Here is an 18,130-nt window from a genome sequence, read left to right on the forward strand (position 1 = left end):
CGACGCGGCGGCCGGCCAGGTGTCGCCGGAAGGTGCGCCGCGCCTCCTCCTCCAGGTCGGCCCACGCGGCCGCGGAGATCGGCGCCAGTTCCCGGTACAGGTTGTTCATCGGACGTTGCTTCCTTTGAGGTCGCCGATCCCCAGCGATTGCGGGGACGGACTTTCCAGGTCGGATGGCGTGCCGGCCGCGCGTACCTCGTCCCCCGTCTGGGCGGCGGCGATGGAGGGCGGGTCGGGCAGATCGTCGAGGAAGTCGGCGCTCGGGACGAAGAACAGGGAGCCGGTCACGGCGACGGAGAAATCCAGGATCCGGTCGTGCCGGGCCGGCGGGTCTCCGAGGAACATCCGCTCCAGCATCCGTTCGATGACGGCCGGGGTGCGGGCGTAGCCGATGAAGTACGTGCCGAACTCGCCGATCCCCACGGAGCCGAAGGGCATGTTGTCGCGCAGGATCTCGTGCTCGGTGCCGTCGGGATCGACGATCGTGGTCAGCGCGACGTGGGAGTCGGGCGGTTTGACGGCGTCGTCCAGCTCGATGTCGGACAACTTTCTGCGCCCGATCACCAGTTCCTGGGCCTCGACCGGCAGGGCGTTCCACGCCCGCAGATCGTGCAGGTACTTCTGCACAATCACATAACTCCCCCCGGTGAACTGCGGATCCTCGTCCCCGATCAGCACTGCCGCCGTCGCCGCGGGCCCGACCGGGTTCTCCGTCCCGTCGACGAAGCCCAGCAGGTCGCGTACGTCGAAGTACTTGAATCCGTGCACCTCATCGCAGACCGTCACCACGTCCCGCAGCCGGTCCATGATCTCCGACGCCAACGCGAAACACAGGTCCGGCCGCTGTGCCCGGATGTGGAACAACAGGTCACCGGGAGTGGCCACCGCGTGATGGACGGGTCCGGACAGTTCCCGGAACGGGTGCAGCTCGGCGGGCCGCGGCCCGGACATCAGCCGGTCCCAAGCCTGTGAACCGATCCCGGTGACGCAGCTCAAGTGGCTTTCCTGCGCCCGGAACCCGACGGCTTTCTGCAACCCCGGCAGCTCCGCCAGCGCGTCCCGTACGCGGGATTCGCCTCCTGGGTCGATCGTGACCACGAGAAAGAGCGCCGACCTCGTCAGCGGACTCAGCACCGCCTGCGGCTGTGGCTCAGTCATCAATTCCCACTCTCCCTTTGATGCGCTGTCACGGCCGCAGGACGGCCTTGATGACCCCGTCGGCGCGCTGGTCGAACGCCCGGAACAGCCCGGGCGCGTCATCGAGGCGGCCATGATGGGTGACCACCACGCTGGGACGTGCCCGGCCGGACAGCACGAGATCACGGAGCAACACCGTGTAGCGGCGGTCGTGCGTGCGGCCGAACCGCACCGAGATCCCCTTGGAGAAGAAGCTCGCCCACGGCACCGTCAGGCGGCCGTCGGTGTGTCCTTCGGGCGCCGGTTGCTGGTCCTTTTCGGCATAAACGCCGATGATGCCCATATGCCCGGTCGGGTTGATCAGCCGGGCGAGATCGCTGACGACTTGCATGGGGTTCTCGACGCCTGGCCTCAGGCGGTCGTGAGCCTGGAACCCGACCGCGTCGATACCCGCCTGGACCCCGCGGATCGCCGCCTCGCCGGGCGCCAGGCCGCCGGCCCGGCGCAACTCGCGGATCTGCTCAACGGGGTCCCCCTGCCGGTAGTCGATGGGAACGGCGCCGATCTCGCCTACCTTGTCCAGCCTTTCGGGTACCGCGTCGACGACGTAGACCTCGGCGGCACCCTTGATCTGGGCGCTGTAGGCGGCGAGCAGGCCGATGGCCCCGGCGCCGAACACCGCGACCGTCGAACCAGCGCTCACCTGCGCCAGCTCGGTCGCGTGCCAGCCGGTGACGAACGCGTCCGCCAGCAGCACCAGATCGTCTTCGAGCTCGTCGCCTGGCTCCCCGGGCACCTTGATGCAGTTGGCGTCGGCGAAGGGCACTCTCAGCAGTTCGGCCTGCGCGCCGCGGTAGGGCCCCATGCCGGCGTAACCGTAGGCCGCGCCGAAGCCGCCCGGACGCACCCTCAGGCACGCGGCCGACAGCCCGCGCGCGCAGTTGACGCACACGCCGCAGTACACGTGGGTCGGGATCACCACCCGATCACCGGGCTTGACCATCTCTACCGCGGAGCCCGTCTGCTCGACGACACCCAGCGGCTCGTGCCCCAGCACCAGCCCGGCCGTCGCCCCCGTCCGCCCGTCATACATGTGCAGATCAGTCCCGCAGATCGCACTGGAGCTGATCCGGATCACCGCGTCGCCGGGCTCCTCAAGCACCGCGTCCGGTACATCCTCGACCGTGACCGAGCGCGTACCGGCGAACACGACGGCCTTCATCCCGGCCGTCCGTCGCTTGTGAGCATCCGAGCCCCCGTCGCCTCAGCCGGTAGTTTGCGTGGCAGAACCGGCATGTGCCCCCTCACCAGCACCTTTACCCACGGAAGCATCACCAGAACACGGACAGTCACCGCCAGCCCGCACAGCTGCTCCTCGCCTAACCGGCGCCAAGCCGGCCATGCTCTCCGCCGCGCAGAATGTGGGCGTAGCCGACAAAACGGCGATGCGTCGGCGGACTCGGCCGCACGCACATCGTGGATTCGAAAAGCGACGGGTAAACGGCAGCCTAAGGGCGCGAGTCTGGTCGATCCCGGTCATCGCCGGATGAGTACAACGTCTGGAGAACACGTGCTCACGGGACGCGGCAATGGCGCCCGACTCACCCTCGACCTACGGAGCCCTCATGACCAGGAAGCCGGTGGCGTTCATACCCCTTGCGCTGATGATGGCGACGGGCTTGACGCTCGAGTCGTCCAGCGCCGGCATGGCAGTGGTCCAGGGGCCGGTGGTGTTCGCCTCGCCACCCGCGGACCCTTATCCGCCCATTCCCGGACCTATCGGCAAGATCATCAAAGATATCAACAGGATCCGCAAGGATCTCGACACGCTGCGACGGGACATCCAAGAGCTGATCCGTGATCTCCAGAGATTGCTCCCCCGGCCCCCCATGGCCTCGACCGCACATGATGTCAGTGCGGATATCTCTGAGCTCATGTCCCAGATCGACAATGTCGATCCCGCCAGCCTCGACAAGGAAGCCCCCGGGATCGCCGCCGAAGCGGCCCGGATCGCCGCCAACGCCGAACGGCTGGCCGAGCGCGTCCAGCGCACGCGTACGAGCGTGCGGGCAGCGGGAATAGCGAACCGCATCGCCACAACCGCCAGGCGGATCACGGACACCGCCCGGCGAATCACCGCCAAGGCCGAACGCTAGGCGGCTGCTGACTCAGTGGTGCTCTGCTCAACGCTACCGACCGGCGTCAGGCGCATGCGCAAAGCGGACAAAAGAGACTAACCTGGACATGCGGGGTAGGTGAACCAACAGTGCCCCGGCCGTGCTGAAGGCGGCCGGGGCCACGTTCGGTCACGCTGCGAGCAATCCACCCACCCCAGCTCTTCGATGGCTCGTTGCCTGTCCAGCCGGCGCTGAGGATCCTCCTTCGAGGACGTCCCGCTGCCGGAGCACCCGTCCGGACAAGTGAGCATGGTCGCGAGCGCAGTAGCCGGTGACGAACAGCGGCCCGTACTCATCCGACGCCACCGGGCCCCATACCCGCCGCGGCAGGGAACGAACGGGTGCAGCAGGTCGGCCGTGATCCTGCCGCTGCTCGCGCGCGGCGCCGGCAGACTGGTGGGCTCATTGACGAAGTCCTCCACGAAGCCGGTCAGGTTCTGGTGCACGCTGTCCACGTCGTCGACAAGGAACTCGATGATGACGCTGCGGTTGTCGGCCGGGCGGGCGAAGTCCGCCCCGCGTATGACGGGGTCGCGGGGCGGCCGGACCGGCTGCCCGCGACAGGCGTGCGGGCAGCCGTCCTGCAGGTTCCTCTACAGCGTCAGGGTCCATCCGTTGATGAAGCCCGTGTCGCCCTTGGCTAGATCTTCCACGCGGAGTTTCCAGGTTCCGCTGGCTGGTGAGGCGTTGGCGTTCACCCAGTAGCTCTCGTCGATGTTGTCGGTGCCGTCTTTGGCATCGGCGGCGCGTAGCGGGTACACCTTGCCGTCCGGCGCGATCAGGTCGATCTTCAGGTCGCCGCGCCAGGTGTGATCGATCTCGACGTGGACCCGGGTGCGGGTGGGGGCGTTGCCGTTGATCCAGGCCAGGACGATGCTGGATTCGGCGGCGCCGGGATCGGGGATGGTGGTGTCGTCCCAGTTGCCGAAGCATGGCAGCCGGATCCACCAGCCGTCGATGTAGCCGGTGTCGAGCCATTCGACGTCCTGCACGCGCAGTTTCCAGGTGCCGCTGGCCGGGGAGGCGCTGGCGTTGACTTGGAAGGTCTCGTGAATGATGTCGGCGCTGTCGTTGGGATCGTTGGCCACCAGCGGATAGACCTTGCCGTCCGGTGCGAGCAGGTCGATCTTCAGTTCGCCGCGCCAGGTGTGGTGGATGTCGATGTACACCTCGGTGGTGGCGGGCGCGGTGCCCAGCAGGCCGGTGACCGGGATGGAGGACGTCACGGCGCCGTGGTCGGGGATCGCGGTGTCCTTCATGTTCTCGTAGTACGGGATGGGCCAGGCGCCGGGATCAGGGGTCTTTCCCAGCACGGCGGCGTCGACCTGGATGCGGGGGGTGGTCACGCCGTTGTAGGCGATGGATTTGCCGGTGGTCTTCAAGGCGGTTTCGAGCTGGGCCAGTGGGGCGTCGGGCATTGCCTGGCGCAGCACGGCCAGGGCGCCGGTGACGTGCGGGGCGGCCATCGAGGTGCCGTTCAAGGAGGCCCATTTGTTGCCGGGCACGGAGGAGACGATGGACACGCCGGGGGCGAAGAGGTCCAGCAGCGCGCCGCGGTTGCTGAAGGGGGCCACGCCGTCCTGGTCGGTGGTGGCGCCGACGGTGATGGCCGAGGACACGCAGGCGGGGGCGGCCACGGCGGCGCCGAAGCCGTCGTTGCCGGCCGCGACCACGGTGGCCACGCCTGCGGTGCGCAGGCTGTCGATGACCGTCTTGCGCGGGTCGGCGTCGCAGGCGGCAGTGTACTGGCCGCCGCCCAGGCTGAGGTTGGCGGCCACCAGCGGCACCCCTTCCTCCTTCAGTTCCAGCACTTTCTCCAGGCCGGCGAGCTGGGCGCTGGTGAAGCTGAGCACGCACGGAGCGGCGCCCACTCCGCACAGGTCTTCGGAGGTGAACTTGCTGAACACCTGGATGGCGACCAGTTCGGCGCCGGGTGCGACGCCGGCCGGCGGGGCGCCGGTCACCCCCTGGCCGTTGCCGACCGCGATACCGGCCACGTGGGTGCCGTGGTCGCAGTCCAGCGCGGGGTCGGCGCAGGGGCCCTGGTCGGCGTCGGCAGCGCCGGGCCCTTCCTGCTGCTCGGTGCCGTCAGGACACAGGCTGGTGGCGGAGTAGTCGGCGTCGATCGGGGAGAAGCAGGCCTCCTCCAGCACCCGGTCCTGGAGGAAGGGGTGGTTGACCGCGACGCCGGTGTCCAGCACGGCCACCACGCTGCCGGCGCCCGTCTTGCCCGCGGCCCTGGTCTTGTCCGCGCCGATCAGCGGGATGCTCTCGGCCAGCACCGGCCGCACCGGCCGGTCCTCGGTCACGCTCACCACGCTGGGCAGCTTGGCCAGCCGGTCCAGCCCGGCCTGGTCGACGTGCAGGGTGACCAGAGGGAAGCGGGACAGTTGCTGAACGACCTGACCGCTGGCGGCCGCGTCCGGCAGGTCGGCGCGGGTCTTGCTGACCACGTTCACTCTGATCTTGCCCGCGGCGGCCACCCGCTCGCTCAGCTTCGGCTCGATCCAGGGGGTCGCCGAAGTGGCCTGCTGTGCGGCCGAAGCGGCCGCTGGAGGGGCCTCTGCCGCGTAGGCCGGCCCGGTCGCGATCGCCGTGGCCGCCAGCGCCACGATGACACTTGATAAGACTCGTAATTTCATGACGTACCGCGCCTTACATAAAGGAGGTGCAGGGAAACGACGCCGGCATGAGGGGGTGGCCGGACGGCGGCCGAAGTCGCCATCCGGCCGAGGGAAGTCCCCGAAAAGGTCAGAGCTCAGGTGTCACGTCGGACTCGCGCTGTTCTCAGGGATTGCCGTACTTTTTGACGAACTGGTAATACGTCCATGCCCATGCCCTGCAGTCGGGCCGAAACAGGATGAAGTAGCCGCCGCACACCTTGTCGCGCATGGTGATGTAGAACCGGTTGTCCACGTCAAGCTTTCGAGTACGGGTGTTGTCGAGGTAGTACTTGTAGTGCTTCTTCCGGTTGGCTATCAGGCCGTACCCGTAGTCGTGGGAGTCGCAGGCCGGCCGCATATCGAAGTTATGAGGCTTGTCCGGAGAACTCGTGCAGTGGTCGTAGACGATACCCCTGACCTTGAAGCCGCTGGCGGTCCGTTTCCAGTCGGGCTTCCGCCATTTGCCGCCGTGGAATGCCCAGGCTGAGCAGCCCGACTTCGTGTACCACATCCAGGTAACGGCCGTGTTGCACTTGGCGGGGTAGGACTGTGGCGGGTCCAGGCCGTCCGGTAGGAAGTCACTGGCCGGCGGCTCAGTCGCGTCGGGGTCGTCGAGCCCGGCCGCGCCCTCGGTCTGTCCGCCGTTGGCCGGCGCGGTGCCGGTGGCGGTCACCTGGGGAGCCGCGACGCCCGCCGGGAAGGTGAGCTGCCAGCCGCCGTTGCTGACGGACTCGATCGACGACAGGCGCCCCACCGAGTCGTAGGCGTAGGTCCCCTGGACGGCGCCGACGCTGGGATCGCTTACGGTGCGCAGCAGGCCGTTCGCGTCGTAGGCGTAGCTGGCCTCGGTCTGCGGCGTCTCGGTTCCGTAGGCGACCGTGATCTCCTTGAGCCGTCCCGCGAAGTCGCCTGAGGACGTGCCGGTGGCCGTGGTGGTCGTCGCGTAGGTGAACCTGGTGAGGGTCTGGGGAGTTTCGACACCTGCCGGTTCCCCGACGGTGCTGACCCGGCCCTGGGCGTCATAGGCGACCGTGGACTTGCCGAAGGCGGCGCTGCCCACGCTGGTCACCCGCCAGGGGTCGGCGCTCGGCGCCCCGGCAGGCCGGGCCCAGGTGTAGGTGAGCTGGAGGTCGTCGGTGCTGATGGGGGTGCCGTCGGCCTTGGTGAAGGTGTCGTCGCCCGCCTCCACGGGGCCCGGATCCGATACGAGCGTCTCGATCGTCGTGGTACGCATCACTCCGATGTTCGCGTCCCACTTGGTGGTTTCGGTGATCTTGGATCCGCTGTCGGCCTGGTACGTCTGGATGCCGCCGCCGTCGGGGAAGGAGACGCTGCTCTTCAGGGGGTAGCTGGTCGACGTCCCGTCGTCGAGTTCCGTGACGACGATGGTGCCGTTCTGGTTCTCCAGTTTCCGGTTGATCTGCCCTCCGGCGAACTCGGCCTGCCAGCCCGGCCCGAAGACGCCCAGTTCGGGGCGGGTGGCCGGGGCCGACTGCGGCCGGGCGAGATCGCCGCCGGTCAGAGCCACGCCGTGCTTGCGACTGATCGCGCCCGCGGACACGTCCAGCTCGGTGAGCTTGAAGGTTTTGGTGTCGGAGGAGTACTGGCCGGGGCCGATCTCCTGAACGTCGGCCGGCGGCGGGTCGGCGAGCGCGGAGGCGGAGACCTCTGGGGCGAGAAAGGGGAGGAGCATCGCCGCGAGAGCGGTGGGGAGCGCTAATCGGCGCAAGTGGGCCTCCAGGTAAAGAGAGGAAGTGATTTGATCACCTGGAGAGTAAGTGCTGGTAAATCGCTCAGCAAGATCTGGACAATTTCATGGAACGATGTTCAAATCGCTTACGAAGCTGCACCTCCGATGCAATCTGTTTATGTGTTCACGCAGGTCGACGGGCCGCATGGTGAGCCTATGGCGAATTTATGGAGATAATGTGGAGCCTTCGATAATAATGTCTCGGCGGCATGGCGTGAAAGCGTATTCGGTCATTCACGAGTGCGGGAACGCAACCACACCGCTCCGGGCGGGAGCAGGGCGGCGCTCGGCGAGGAAGAGCGGGCCGCATTGGCGTCCGCCGACGAGGCGGGGCAGCGGCGCCAGACCCGCGATAGCGCCGATGACCTGCAGGATCACAATGGCGGCGAAACTCCAGACATAAGGGCGCAGCAGCCCTGCCATGCTCTGTTCCGCCGTGGAATCGGCATCCGGTGATGGGGTGGACTGGTCCCTTGCCTTGGCAAGGTCGGTGGCGTTCATCGCTCTCTCTCGTCGTGGCCAGGCACGGGGCCGAGCCGAAGGACAGGGTTTGAGGGGTTTGGCCTAGGCCTCCGTCCGCTTCTCCAGCCGGCTGCCACGCGGCAGGGTGACGGCCATGATGTTGCTGGGGATGTCCAACTCGATGCGGTGCCATCGCCCGCGCGGAACGATGGCAGCGGTACCGGCCAGCAGCCTGATCTCTTCCTCCTGTTGACCCGGCCGCTCCGGGCGCAAGTAGAGGCGTATCTTCCCGATAAGGCAGGACACGACCTCCTCGGCCTCAGGGTGAACCTCCCAATGGTCGGCGCGGACGTCGGCGTCGGTCTTCGCATGGAAAGCCACCACCTGCCAGCCGTCCTGGCCGAAGTCCAAAGGTCTCTTCCCGGCGTGAATCTCGCCGCCTTGGTGAAGGTGGAGAAAGGACGCCAAGAGATCGATCGGAGTAACAGTCATGCCCAAACGACCTTCCTGCGGTGATCTTTCATCTGGCCGGTTGTCGCATGGGAATGGCCGGCCGCGGCCACCTCACCCGGCCATGGCACGCCGCAGCGTGGCGATCCAGGTCGATCACTCCGGGGTCGGCGGCCGGTTGGCCCTCGGCGGCCGACAGCAGCCGCCGCCCCGTCAGCCGGTCGGCGAGCCGGCGGCGTTCGTGCTCGTCAAAGACGCCCATAGGTACCAGGAGCTCAATGAACAGCATCGAGATGTCCTTTCCGAAGGGGGCAGTGACGATGATGCCGAGCGGGGCTCCCAGCCGTCATCGACCGAGGGGAGACTGTCCCGGTTACCGCGCCGGATGTAGCGGGCAGGCGGCGTACGACGTGCGAAGTAGGGCGGAAGCTGTGAAGGCCTCCCTTGACACGAGATCGAGGCGGCCGGGGTCACGAACTGGCTCCCGGCGAGCCGAGATCCCCGATGCTCAGTCGGGCGTTCAGATCAAGGCGTACCCCGCAGGCCGGATGGGCCGCGGCGCGGGTGACGCGCGACCGGATGGCCTCGGTGGAGGCGGTGCGGGTGCCCGCCTCAGGCGAGGAAGCGACGGATCTCGGGCGCGACCCGTTCGGGGTGACCGCGGTGGGCGGCGTTGGAGGTGGCGCTGTGGTCGAGGCCCTTCAGGGCCACCCGCCGGGCACGGGGCAGGACCCGCTCCAGCGCGGTGAGCGCGGACCGCAGGTGGGCCGGGCTGCGCGTACCGCCGAGCAGGAGCACCTCCGCTCTCACCGACCGGTACGCGTCAAGGTCGCCGGCCGTCTCCGCCACCACCTGCGCGTCGTAGTGCAGCGTCGGTGCCAGCTCCCCGAACGTCGGCTCCCCGTCGTCGGCGGTCTTGTCCTGACTTTTCAGCATCCTGGCTATGAGCAGCTCCAGCAGTGCCCGCGGCATGACGTTCAAGAACGGCGGCCCCAGCCTCGTAGCTCTCATCCCGGTGACCAGCGCCGCGGGGATGCGGCCCGCCGCGATCTCCCGGTCGAAGCGGGGCAGCCAGTCGGCCGGGTAGGTGCCGCCGAGGTCCAGCGGCGGCTCGAAGAGCACAGCCTTGCGCAGGGCGGGCCGTAAGAGCGCGGTGCGCAGCGCAATGATGGCGCCCGAGCTGACACCCATGGCGTAGGGCGCTCCTGTCGCATCGAGCAGCGCGTCGAGGTCTTCCACCTCGCGCTCGACGCCGTAGTCCAGGCCGTACGGACCGCTGCGGCCCCGGCCCCTGCGGTCGGGCACGTAACAGGTGAAGTCGCCGGCGAGGGCCTGGGCCAGTTCGATGTTGCTGTGGCCGGTCTGCATGGCTCCGTGCAGAAGCACCAGCCCTGGACCGCTGCCGAGCCGCCGGTAGCTGATCGTGGTGCCGTCTTTCGATGTGACGGCGTCGAGAGTGGTCGTGGTCATTCTGGCTCCCCATGGTTGGTTGACGCGAAGGGGGAACCCGGCCATTGTTGCGAGTGCCATCTCGTGTCCGGGTCCCGCTTCGCGGGTCTCTTCGGGACGAAGGTCTCCCTGCGGCGGTGTTGCAGCACCGCCGCCGGTCTTTCGATCGGCCACCGGCGTCTCGGCCGGTCTCCTCAATCCGTCTCGCGGGCCTTCTCCGCCGGTGTCGGACCGGCCATGACGTCGAGATCAGTCAGGCTCCGCGGGGTGTGCCGTTGATCACCAGGTCGTGCCTTTTCAGGTGATGTCCAGATACAGTCGCGGATCTCGGGCGCGTCCTCACCATGCTCACGGGTGTGGGCGCGGGCTTGCAGCCGGGTGTCGAACTCGACGTCCGGCATGCCGTGCGGGTACTCCGACAGGGCTGAAGCCGCATGAGGTCTACCACGTTGATGACGCCTACCCTCAGGCTCCGGTAGTAGCCTGCCGGTCAGCAGATAGCCCTCCAGCCAGCCCTGGCACAGGTGCTCGCTCAGCACCAGTCGCCGCATCCCCTGTGAATAGAAGCCTTTCAGCCTGCCGGGGCCGGGGCCGGCGATGTAGATCATGTCCTGGCCGCGTTCGGTGATGATCCGGTTGAGGTGGGCGAAACAGAAGTTCAGTCCTGGCCCCCAGTGGCCGGCCAGGCGGGGTTTGGCGTGCTCGGGCCTCATGGGTCCAATGATTTGCGCAGCAACTCCCGCGTCCTAGGGACTTTGGTCCTGAGCTGACAGGGTCCGACCTCACAAGGGGGCCTGCCAGCGCAGCCGCGTCCCCCCTCCTTCGGGTGCTTCGAGCTCCGCGGTGCCGCCCAGCCGGGCGGCCCGTTCCTCGATGTTGCGCAGGCCGCTGCGGCGTCCGCCCTCGCCCAGGCCGACGCCGTTGTCCGTGACCACGAGGCTGAGTCCGGCAGCAGCGACCTCCACGAGGACGTCGGCACGAGTCGCGCGGGAGTGGCGTACCACATTCGACAAGGCCTCGCGCAGCACAGCCAGCAGGTGCTCGGCGGTAGGTTCGGGCACCAGGGTGTCGATCTGACCCTCCATGCGGAGACCCGGCATGAAGCCAAGATGGGCCCCCGCACCCTCCACCAAGCCCACGATCTGCCCGCGGAGGCTGGGCGAGACATCCTCGCCAGAGGTTTGCAGGGCGAAGATGGACGAGCGGATCTGCCGGATCGTCTCGTCCAGCTCATCGATCGCGTGCTGCACCCGCTTGGCCGCCTCCGGCCGCTCCACCAGCCGGACCGTGCTCATCAACGTCATCGCCGTCGCGAACAACCGCTGAATCACCACATCATGCAGATCCTTGGCGATCCGATCCCGATCCTCCAGCAACCCCAGCCGCTCGGCATCCCGGCGCGCCTCGGCCAGCTCCAGCGCGATCGCCGCCTGGCCGGCGAACGCCTGCAGCATCTGCTGGTCCGCCATACTGAACGGCAGCCGCCCGCTCCGCTTGGCCAGCACCAGCACCCCGCGTACGTTCGGCGCGGCCCCCAGCGGCACCATCAACCCCGGCCCGTGACCCAGTGGCCGCAACGGCGCGTCCGAGTCCGGGCCGCTCACCGGCTGCCCCTGCGTGAACACATCCCCCGCGAGCGAGCCCGACAGCTCGAAGGCGGTCCCCAGCAGCTCTTCCGCGCCCTCGCCCTCCGCGGCCACCACACTGAGCGACTGCTTCGCCGAGTCCGGCAGCAGCACCTGGGCCAGGTCCGCGTCGCTCATCTGCCGCGCGCGAGCGGCCACCACACTCAGCACCTGGCGCGGGTCGGCGCCGGACAACAGGCTCGTGGTCACCTCCGAGGACGCCTGGAGCCAGGTCTCGCGCCTGCGCGACTCCTCGTACAGGCGGGCGTTCTCCACCGCGACCCCTGCGGCGGTGGCCAGCGCCACCACCACGGCCTCGTCCTCCTCGTCGAACTCGCCGCCGCCACGCTTCTCTGTCAGGTAGAGGTTGCCGAACACCTCATCACGCAACCGCACCGGAACGCCGAGGAAGGTGCCCATCGGCGGATGGCCGGGCGGGAAGCCGTACGACTCCGGATGGTCGGAGATACGGACCAGCCGCAGCGGCCGGGCGTCCTTGATCAGCAGGCCGAGCAGGCCCAGGCCGTGCGGCCAGTGCTCGATGCGCGCGATCTCCTCCTCGCTCAGTCCCACCGGGATGAACTGGATGAGCGTGTTCTCCTGGCCGATCACGCCCAAGGCTCCGTAACTGGCGTCCACGAGCGTGGTCGCGGTCTCCACGATGCGGCGCAGCACGGTCTCCAGATCCAGGTCGCTTCCCACTGACACGACCGCGTCCAGCAACGCGTGGACCCGGTCCCGGGTGGCCAGCACGGCGTTCAGCCGCACCTGCAACTCGGCCAGCAGCTCATCGAGCCGCATCTGCGGCAGCAACGGGCGACGCTCGCTCTCCATGCCCCTGAGTGTCCCACCCGATCAGCGCGGCTGCCTATCTCTGGCGCCGTCGCGAGGCACGCTTCAAAGGTCCACGATGTGACCACAGTGAGGGACCTCATGCCGAACGACCGGCAACTCGGCTTCATCCGCCGCGCCGATCAACGCGGTGCGGGGATCATCTGGCAGGAGTGTGGTCGCCACGCTGATCTTGGGCTGCTCCGACCTGGGGGCGATCCGGTGTCGCACAATCCCTAGGCGCGGCGGCGGCCTCCGGCGTGTCCTGCTTTCCCGGGACGCGGTTTGAGTTCGTCCAGAGCCTCGCTCAGGTAGCCGGAAAAGGCCCACACGTCGGGGACCAACTCCCTGCAGGCGGTGATCCCGACGTCGAGGCGGCCGTTGTAAGAGAAGGCCGTGATGTTCACGCCGCCACTCGCGTCGGTGACCACGGACACCGGGTAATGCGCGAGCATCCCGACTCCGGCGATCCGCAGCGGGAACTGCGGCCCGGGGACGTTGGTAACGACCACGTTGATGGGCGGCGCCGTCCGTCCCACGAGCTCGAGCGCGGCACGGTCGGCCAGCCCGTTCAGCGCGGCGGGCATGCTCTCGCTCAGGTCGCGAAGCAAACGCGCCGGCGTCAGCGCGAACCGTTCCTTGATCTGCCGCATCGCCTCGCTCACGAGTTCAAGCCGCCGGCCGGCATCGTCCACGTGCGTGGGCAACTGTGTGATCATCATGGTGACCTGGTTGCCCTCGTTCATTCCCTCCCGCCCGCGCAGTGAGAACGGCACGCCCGCGACCAGAGGAACCTCCGGCAACGCTCTGTGAGCCATCAGCCAGCGGCGCAACGCGGAGGCCGCCAGCGTCATCACGACGTCGTTCACCGTGACGCCGAAGGCGTTCTTGATCCGCTTGATCTCCTTCAACGGCAGCTCGGCGAAGGCGTAGCGGCGGCGGGAGGAGACCGGACCGCTGAGCGGGGTGTGCGGAGCCGCCATGTCCGGCAGCTCGGGCAGGGGTTCGCGCCGAATCAGCCGCGCGATGGCGCCCGCGCCGGGCAGCCGGGAGACGACGGGGAGCTGGTCCAGCACCGGCAGGGCCTCACCTGCGAACCGCAGCAAGTGTGCGGGGTTCGCCGCGAGGTGCCAGGCGCTCCTGGCCAGCATGTGCCACAGCCCCGGCGGGGTTTCGGGCCGGCGCGCGACCACTTCGGGGACGGGATCCATGAGCGCGGCCAGCACCTCCGCCCCCGTCAGCCCATCGACGGCGGCGTGGTGGACCTTGGCGTAGATGCCGCAGCGGCCGCCTGCCAGTCCGTGGATCAGGTACATCTCCCACAATGGACGCGCTCGGTCCAGCCGCTGCTCATGCAGTCGGGCCACCTGTTCGCCCAGCTGCAGGTCGTCACCAGGAGGCGGCAGAGTGAGCTCCCGGACGTGGTAATCCAGGTCGATCTCGCTGTCGTCGGCCCAGTACGGGTGGTCCAGGCCGAAGGGTACGCGGACCAGTCGCTGCCGTAGCTGCGGCACCCCGGCCATACGTTCCGCCAGCCTGTGCTGGATCTTCTCCCTGGACAGGTCCTTGCCGAGTACGGCCAGTCCGCCGACGTTCGCGATGTTGGTGGCGGTCTCGAAGTTGAGGAACTGCGCGTCCAGGGCGCTGAGCTGCCGCATGTCTCCACCTCAGGCTGGCTCTCTGTGCAAGCGACCGCCGGCGAGGCGATCGATGAGAACTTGTCGGGGTCGAGCACGCGGCGGGTATCCGTACATGCACGCCACCCGTCCCCAGACACTCGGTTACAGCCTGATCGGTTCCCCGCCGGCATGTGCGCCATGTCGCGGCGCGACTTGATCCTCAGTCCATGACCTCGGAGAGGGGACGGCGGACCGAGTCCTTGTCGTCGAAGGTGACGCCGAGCCGCATGATCATCTGTGGGTATTCGCCCGAGCAGAGTTCGCCCCGCAGGAACTCGCGCAGCAGTCCGATCTCCAACGCCTGCGTGTGGAAGGCGGCGCTCACGCCGTACGCGGCGGCGTGCAGCAGTACGTGTTGCAGCGCCTGCCCGGCATCGATCCACTCCTGGCGGCTGTCGCCCGGCGTGGTGAGCAGCGCCACGACCCCGACGGATTCCGCGGCTCGCTGGTCGGCCTGGCTGCCCCAGTCGTGCTGCCAGGCGTAGTCACGCTGCGGGAAGTCCGGGTTGGTGCGTGCCGCCTGACGCGGGTAGCCCTCGGCGGGCACTCCGTCCTTGCGGCTGCTGCCGGGTGGCTGCGCCCAGCGGATCAGCTCCAGGCTGAAGCGCTGGTCCTGCGCCTGCACTCCCTGCGCGGCCTGAGTGAGCGCGGCGATGATCCTGACGGCCTGAGGAGAGCGGACGGGTGTCAGCTTGGCGCCCTCCTCCATGGCCGCGTAGACCAGCCGCTCGATCAGTCTGTCCGGCACCGGCACATCGGCGAAGCCCGCCCTGTGGGTGCGGCGGCGTTCGATCTCGCCGCCCAGAGCCCGGATGGACTCGTCGGGCTGCACTTCGGTGCCCGGCCGGAGCGTGGCGAGCAACGACGGGCGGTCCGGGTCCGGCAGGGTGCGCACCTCCGGCTCGAAGCCTTCGCACCGCATCGCCGTACGCATGGTGAACAGGGCGGCGCCGCAACTGATCAACAGCTCACGGCCCGAGGCGTCGCCGACGCGCAGCTTCCTGTCCGCGTCGGCCCGCAGGCTGATCTCCTCCCCGGACACCGAGAAGGTCCAGGGCTGCGTGTTGTGCACGGACGGCGCCCAGCGCGCGGCCTCCAGCGCGGCATCGAGCGCGTTTTTCGCCGAAAGAACGGCCATGACCATCACCTCCGCGGGACCATGCCTCTAGCGCATCACGCCTGGGACGGTTCCGGTCAGGGCCAAAGGTCCCGCGCCGCCAGGGCCGTCGGCCCTCTGCAAGGGTGTCGAGGCCAGGTTCACCAGCCTCACCAACAAGCTGAAGGGCGGCAGCTCGAGGCCGGCTAGAGCTCCATGGACAGCCTGCAGCACAACGCCATCGGGACGGGCTACGACTTCAAGGAGCAGAACGTCACCGTCCCAGGTGCCAGTTGACCTCTCCTGTCAGACGAGGAGGCCAAGGCGCACGCACCGTGACGCGGCACTCACGCACAACAGTGCCGGAGTGATGCGACACTGCGGGGCATGGTCGCGTTCCTTCCGTACCGGCGTGAGTGGCTGCGCGGTGACGTGCTGGCCGGGCTCACCGTGGCGGCCTATGCGATACCGCAGGTCATGGCCTATGCCACTGTGGCGGGGTTGCCGCCCGTGGCGGGAATCTGGGCCATCCTGGCGCCGCTCGCGCTGTACGCCGTGCTCGGCTCCTCCCGCCGGCTGTCGGTAGGGCCCGAGTCGACGACCGCGCTCATGACCGCCGCCGTGGTCGGGCCGCTGGCAGCGGGTGATCCGACGAGGTACGCGACACTCGCGGCCGGGGTCGCTGTCAGCGTCGGCCTGCTCTGCCTCGTCTGCCGGCTGCTCCGGCTGGGGTTCGTCTCCGACCTCCTGTCCCGGCCGATTCTGGTCGGCTACCTGGCAGGCGTGGCGGTCATCATGATCGTTGGTCAGCTCGGCAAGGTCACCGGAGTGCCGGTGTCCGGGGACGGCGTCATCGCCGAACTGCTCTCGTTCGTGCGAGGTCTCTCAGAGATCCATCCGGCGACCTTGCTGCTGTCCGCAGGGGTGCTGGCCCTGGTGTTCCTCGCCGAATGGCGGCTGCCGTGGATCCCGGCTCCGCTGCTCGCCGTCCTCGTGGCAACCGCCTGTGTGACACTCCTCGGGTTGGAGCGGTACGGGATCAAGGTGGTGGGCGAGATCCAGGCAGGCCTGCCCGCGCCCGCGCTTCCGGCGCCGGCCGACCTGCGGCACCTGCTGCTGCCCGCTCTCGGCGTACTCCTGGTGGGCTACAGCGACAACGTGCTCACCGCGCGGTCCTTCGCCGCGAAGCACAATGAGCAGATCGACGCCAATCGCGAGCTGCTCGCCCTCGGCGTGGCCAACCTGGGCGCGGGCGTGCTGCACGGGTTCCCGGTCAGCAGCAGCGGCAGCCGTACCGCCCTGGCTGACGCAGCCGGCGGTCGCAGCCAGCTGTATTCGCTCGTCGCCCTGGTCGCCGTCCTGGCCGTGGTCCTGTTCGGCGGACCGCTGCTGGCTGACTTTCCCACCGCCGCGCTCGGCGCCATCGTCATCTACGCGGCGATACGGCTGATCGACCTGGCAGCCTTCCGCCGTCTGGCGGCGTTCCGCCGCAGCGAGCTGCTGCTCGCTCTGGCCTCGTCCACCGGGGTGCTGGTCTTCGACATCCTGTACGGCGTGCTCCTGGCGGTAGGCCTCTCGGTCGCCGAGATGCTGGCCCGCGTGGCTCGGCCACACGACGCGATCTTGGGCATCGTCCCGGGGCTGGCGGGGATGCATGACGTGGACGACTATCCGGCCGCGCGCACCATCCCGGGTCTGGTCATCTATCGCTACGACTCCCCGCTGTTCTTCGCCAACGCCCAGGACTTCCGGCGCCGCGCGCTTGCCGCGGTCGACCAGAACGAAGGGCCCGTCTCGTGGTTCGTGCTCAACACCGAGGCCAACGTGGAGGTGGACGCCACGGCTCTGGACGCGGTCGAGTCCCTCCGCGCCGAGCTGGCCCGCCGGGGCATCGTGTTCGCCATGGCCAGGGTCAAGCACGATCTCCGGACCCAGCTCGACGCGTTCGGCCTGACCGAGGCCATCGGTGAGGATCTGCTGTTCCCGACGCTGCCGACCGCCGTGGCCGCCTACAAACGAGGGCGGACCTCGTGACGGGTGAGCACCGATGTGCGCTGATGTCCGTTTCGGGAAGTCGCGATGGAGGATCGGTTCTCCGTCGCCATGACCGGCGCGAACACGGGCATGAGCCCGCTCATCGTGAGAAGCCACAGCATTCGATCGCGCAGACCGGCCAGCTCGAGCGCCACCCCCGAAGCGCGGGCGGTCTCGCCGCAAACGCGCAGCGCTCTCAGGCCCGACATATCGCAAAACGTAACGCCGGACAGGTCAAGCACCACCCGCCGACCGGCGCCCGCCATCACAGTGTTCCCCAGCATGCCCAGCGACTCGGCCGTCGCGATATCCAACTCGCCCGCGATTCCCATCACCGTCACGCCGTCAGACACCTCCGTGGTCACAAGAAGCGGCCTGCACGATTGCGACGAAGAGTCGATCCTGAGCGCCAGGCTGCCGCCCGGTCTTCCTCGCTCCAGTCCCATGTGAGCCCCCCGGTGCTGAAAAATGGAACCATAAGAATGCTGACAATTCGCATAGGAGAGCCGTAGGGCCGAAGGTCCCAATCACGGAGCCAAACGACCCAGGGACTGACCACCCGCACGCGGCCCGGCGCGCGACCACTCCCTGATTCCACGCCGAGAGCCGTTGGACCGCGACCTCACCAGCGCCGATTCTCACTGGTCTCCGGGACCGTATGCGGGACCTTCGTCCCTGGCGTGGGCAGTAGCCGGTGATGTGGGCTGAAAGTGCCGGGTTCTGTGGGAGGGGTCGTCATGGATTGGCCTGTCGCGATCGTCATCGTGTCCGTGATCT

16 protein-coding genes and 1 pseudogene are annotated in these 18,130 nt (G+C 68.4%); 2 read left to right on the forward strand and 15 right to left on the reverse strand.

Annotation, left to right across the window (positions count from 1 at the left end):
* The 3 genes from AB0J09_RS30430 to AB0J09_RS30440 all read right to left on the reverse strand — a co-directional run.
* A partial coding sequence (locus AB0J09_RS30430) for an encapsulin (protein WP_360698503.1) occupies window positions 1–109 on the reverse strand: 109 nt, incomplete at its 3' end.
* Window positions 106–1,158 (reverse strand): Dyp-type peroxidase, encoded by a 1,053-nt coding sequence (locus tag AB0J09_RS30435; protein ID WP_360698476.1) that lies wholly within the window; start codon window positions 1,156–1,158, stop codon window positions 106–108. The genes AB0J09_RS30435 and AB0J09_RS30430, both read right to left, overlap by 4 nt.
* A 28-nt stretch (window positions 1,159–1,186) precedes the next feature.
* Window positions 1,187–2,359 (reverse strand): glutathione-independent formaldehyde dehydrogenase, encoded by a 1,173-nt coding sequence (locus AB0J09_RS30440; RefSeq protein ID WP_360698478.1) that lies wholly within the window; start codon window positions 2,357–2,359, stop codon window positions 1,187–1,189.
* A gap of 403 nt (window positions 2,360–2,762) precedes the next feature.
* Between AB0J09_RS30440 and AB0J09_RS30445 the strand changes: the two genes are divergently transcribed.
* Window positions 2,763–3,293, forward strand: coding sequence for a hypothetical protein (locus tag AB0J09_RS30445; RefSeq protein WP_360698480.1), 531 nt, complete (start codon window positions 2,763–2,765; stop codon window positions 3,291–3,293).
* Between the two features lie 614 nt (window positions 3,294–3,907).
* Here the strand turns inward: AB0J09_RS30445 and AB0J09_RS30450 are convergent.
* The 11 genes and pseudogenes from AB0J09_RS30450 to AB0J09_RS30500 form a co-directional block, all read right to left on the reverse strand.
* Window positions 3,908–5,956: a S8 family serine peptidase gene (locus AB0J09_RS30450; protein WP_360698482.1), complete on the reverse strand. Its 2,049-nt coding sequence runs from the start codon at window positions 5,954–5,956 to the stop codon at window positions 3,908–3,910.
* 145 nt (window positions 5,957–6,101) lie between these two features.
* A complete protein-coding gene (locus tag AB0J09_RS30455; RefSeq protein ID WP_360698484.1) occupies window positions 6,102–7,706 on the reverse strand; it encodes a phospholipase A2 in 1,605 nt (534 codons plus the stop codon).
* Between the two features lie 255 nt (window positions 7,707–7,961).
* Window positions 7,962–8,228: a hypothetical protein gene (locus AB0J09_RS30460; RefSeq protein WP_360698486.1), complete on the reverse strand. Its 267-nt coding sequence runs from the start codon at window positions 8,226–8,228 to the stop codon at window positions 7,962–7,964.
* 63 nt (window positions 8,229–8,291) lie between these two features.
* Window positions 8,292–8,600, reverse strand: coding sequence for a cupin (locus AB0J09_RS30465; protein ID WP_360698488.1), 309 nt, complete (start codon window positions 8,598–8,600; stop codon window positions 8,292–8,294).
* 109 nt (window positions 8,601–8,709) lie between these two features.
* The gene (locus AB0J09_RS30470; RefSeq protein ID WP_360698490.1) at window positions 8,710–8,928 is read right to left on the reverse strand and encodes a hypothetical protein; all 219 of its coding nucleotides are present in this window, start codon (window positions 8,926–8,928) and stop codon (window positions 8,710–8,712) included.
* A gap of 323 nt (window positions 8,929–9,251) precedes the next feature.
* Window positions 9,252–10,109: an alpha/beta hydrolase gene (locus tag AB0J09_RS30475; RefSeq protein ID WP_360698492.1), complete on the reverse strand. Its 858-nt coding sequence runs from the start codon at window positions 10,107–10,109 to the stop codon at window positions 9,252–9,254.
* A 173-nt stretch (window positions 10,110–10,282) separates the two neighbouring features.
* On the reverse strand, window positions 10,283–10,639 hold the full coding sequence (locus AB0J09_RS30480) for a hypothetical protein (protein ID WP_360698505.1): 357 nt from the start codon (window positions 10,637–10,639) through the stop codon (window positions 10,283–10,285).
* Window positions 10,640–10,666: 27 nt separating this feature from the next.
* A pseudogene (locus tag AB0J09_RS30485) lies at window positions 10,667–10,804 on the reverse strand (hypothetical protein); the annotation flags it as partial.
* 66 nt (window positions 10,805–10,870) lie between these two features.
* Window positions 10,871–12,547, reverse strand: a complete 1,677-nt coding sequence (locus AB0J09_RS30490; RefSeq protein WP_360698494.1) for a GAF domain-containing protein — start codon at window positions 12,545–12,547, stop codon at window positions 10,871–10,873.
* A 233-nt stretch (window positions 12,548–12,780) separates the two neighbouring features.
* On the reverse strand, window positions 12,781–14,202 hold the full coding sequence (locus AB0J09_RS30495) for a wax ester/triacylglycerol synthase family O-acyltransferase (protein ID WP_360698496.1): 1,422 nt from the start codon (window positions 14,200–14,202) through the stop codon (window positions 12,781–12,783).
* Window positions 14,203–14,383: 181 nt separating this feature from the next.
* Entirely contained in the window at window positions 14,384–15,361 is a 978-nt protein-coding gene (locus AB0J09_RS30500; RefSeq protein WP_360698497.1) for a nitroreductase family protein, read from the reverse strand.
* A gap of 345 nt (window positions 15,362–15,706) precedes the next feature.
* Here AB0J09_RS30500 and sulP point away from each other — a divergent pair, with 345 nt between their 5' ends.
* A complete protein-coding gene (sulP, locus tag AB0J09_RS30505) occupies window positions 15,707–17,353 on the forward strand; it encodes a sulfate permease (RefSeq protein WP_360698499.1) in 1,647 nt (548 codons plus the stop codon).
* Here the strand turns inward: sulP and AB0J09_RS30510 are convergent.
* Window positions 17,329–17,718, reverse strand: coding sequence for an STAS domain-containing protein (locus tag AB0J09_RS30510; protein ID WP_360698501.1), 390 nt, complete (start codon window positions 17,716–17,718; stop codon window positions 17,329–17,331). The two genes, sulP and AB0J09_RS30510, sit on opposite strands and share 25 nt — an antisense overlap.
* Window positions 17,719–18,130 lie beyond the last annotated feature (412 nt).

Source organism: Nonomuraea sp. NPDC049784, assembly GCF_040659615.1.
Classification (GTDB): domain Bacteria; phylum Actinomycetota; class Actinomycetes; order Streptosporangiales; family Streptosporangiaceae; genus Nonomuraea.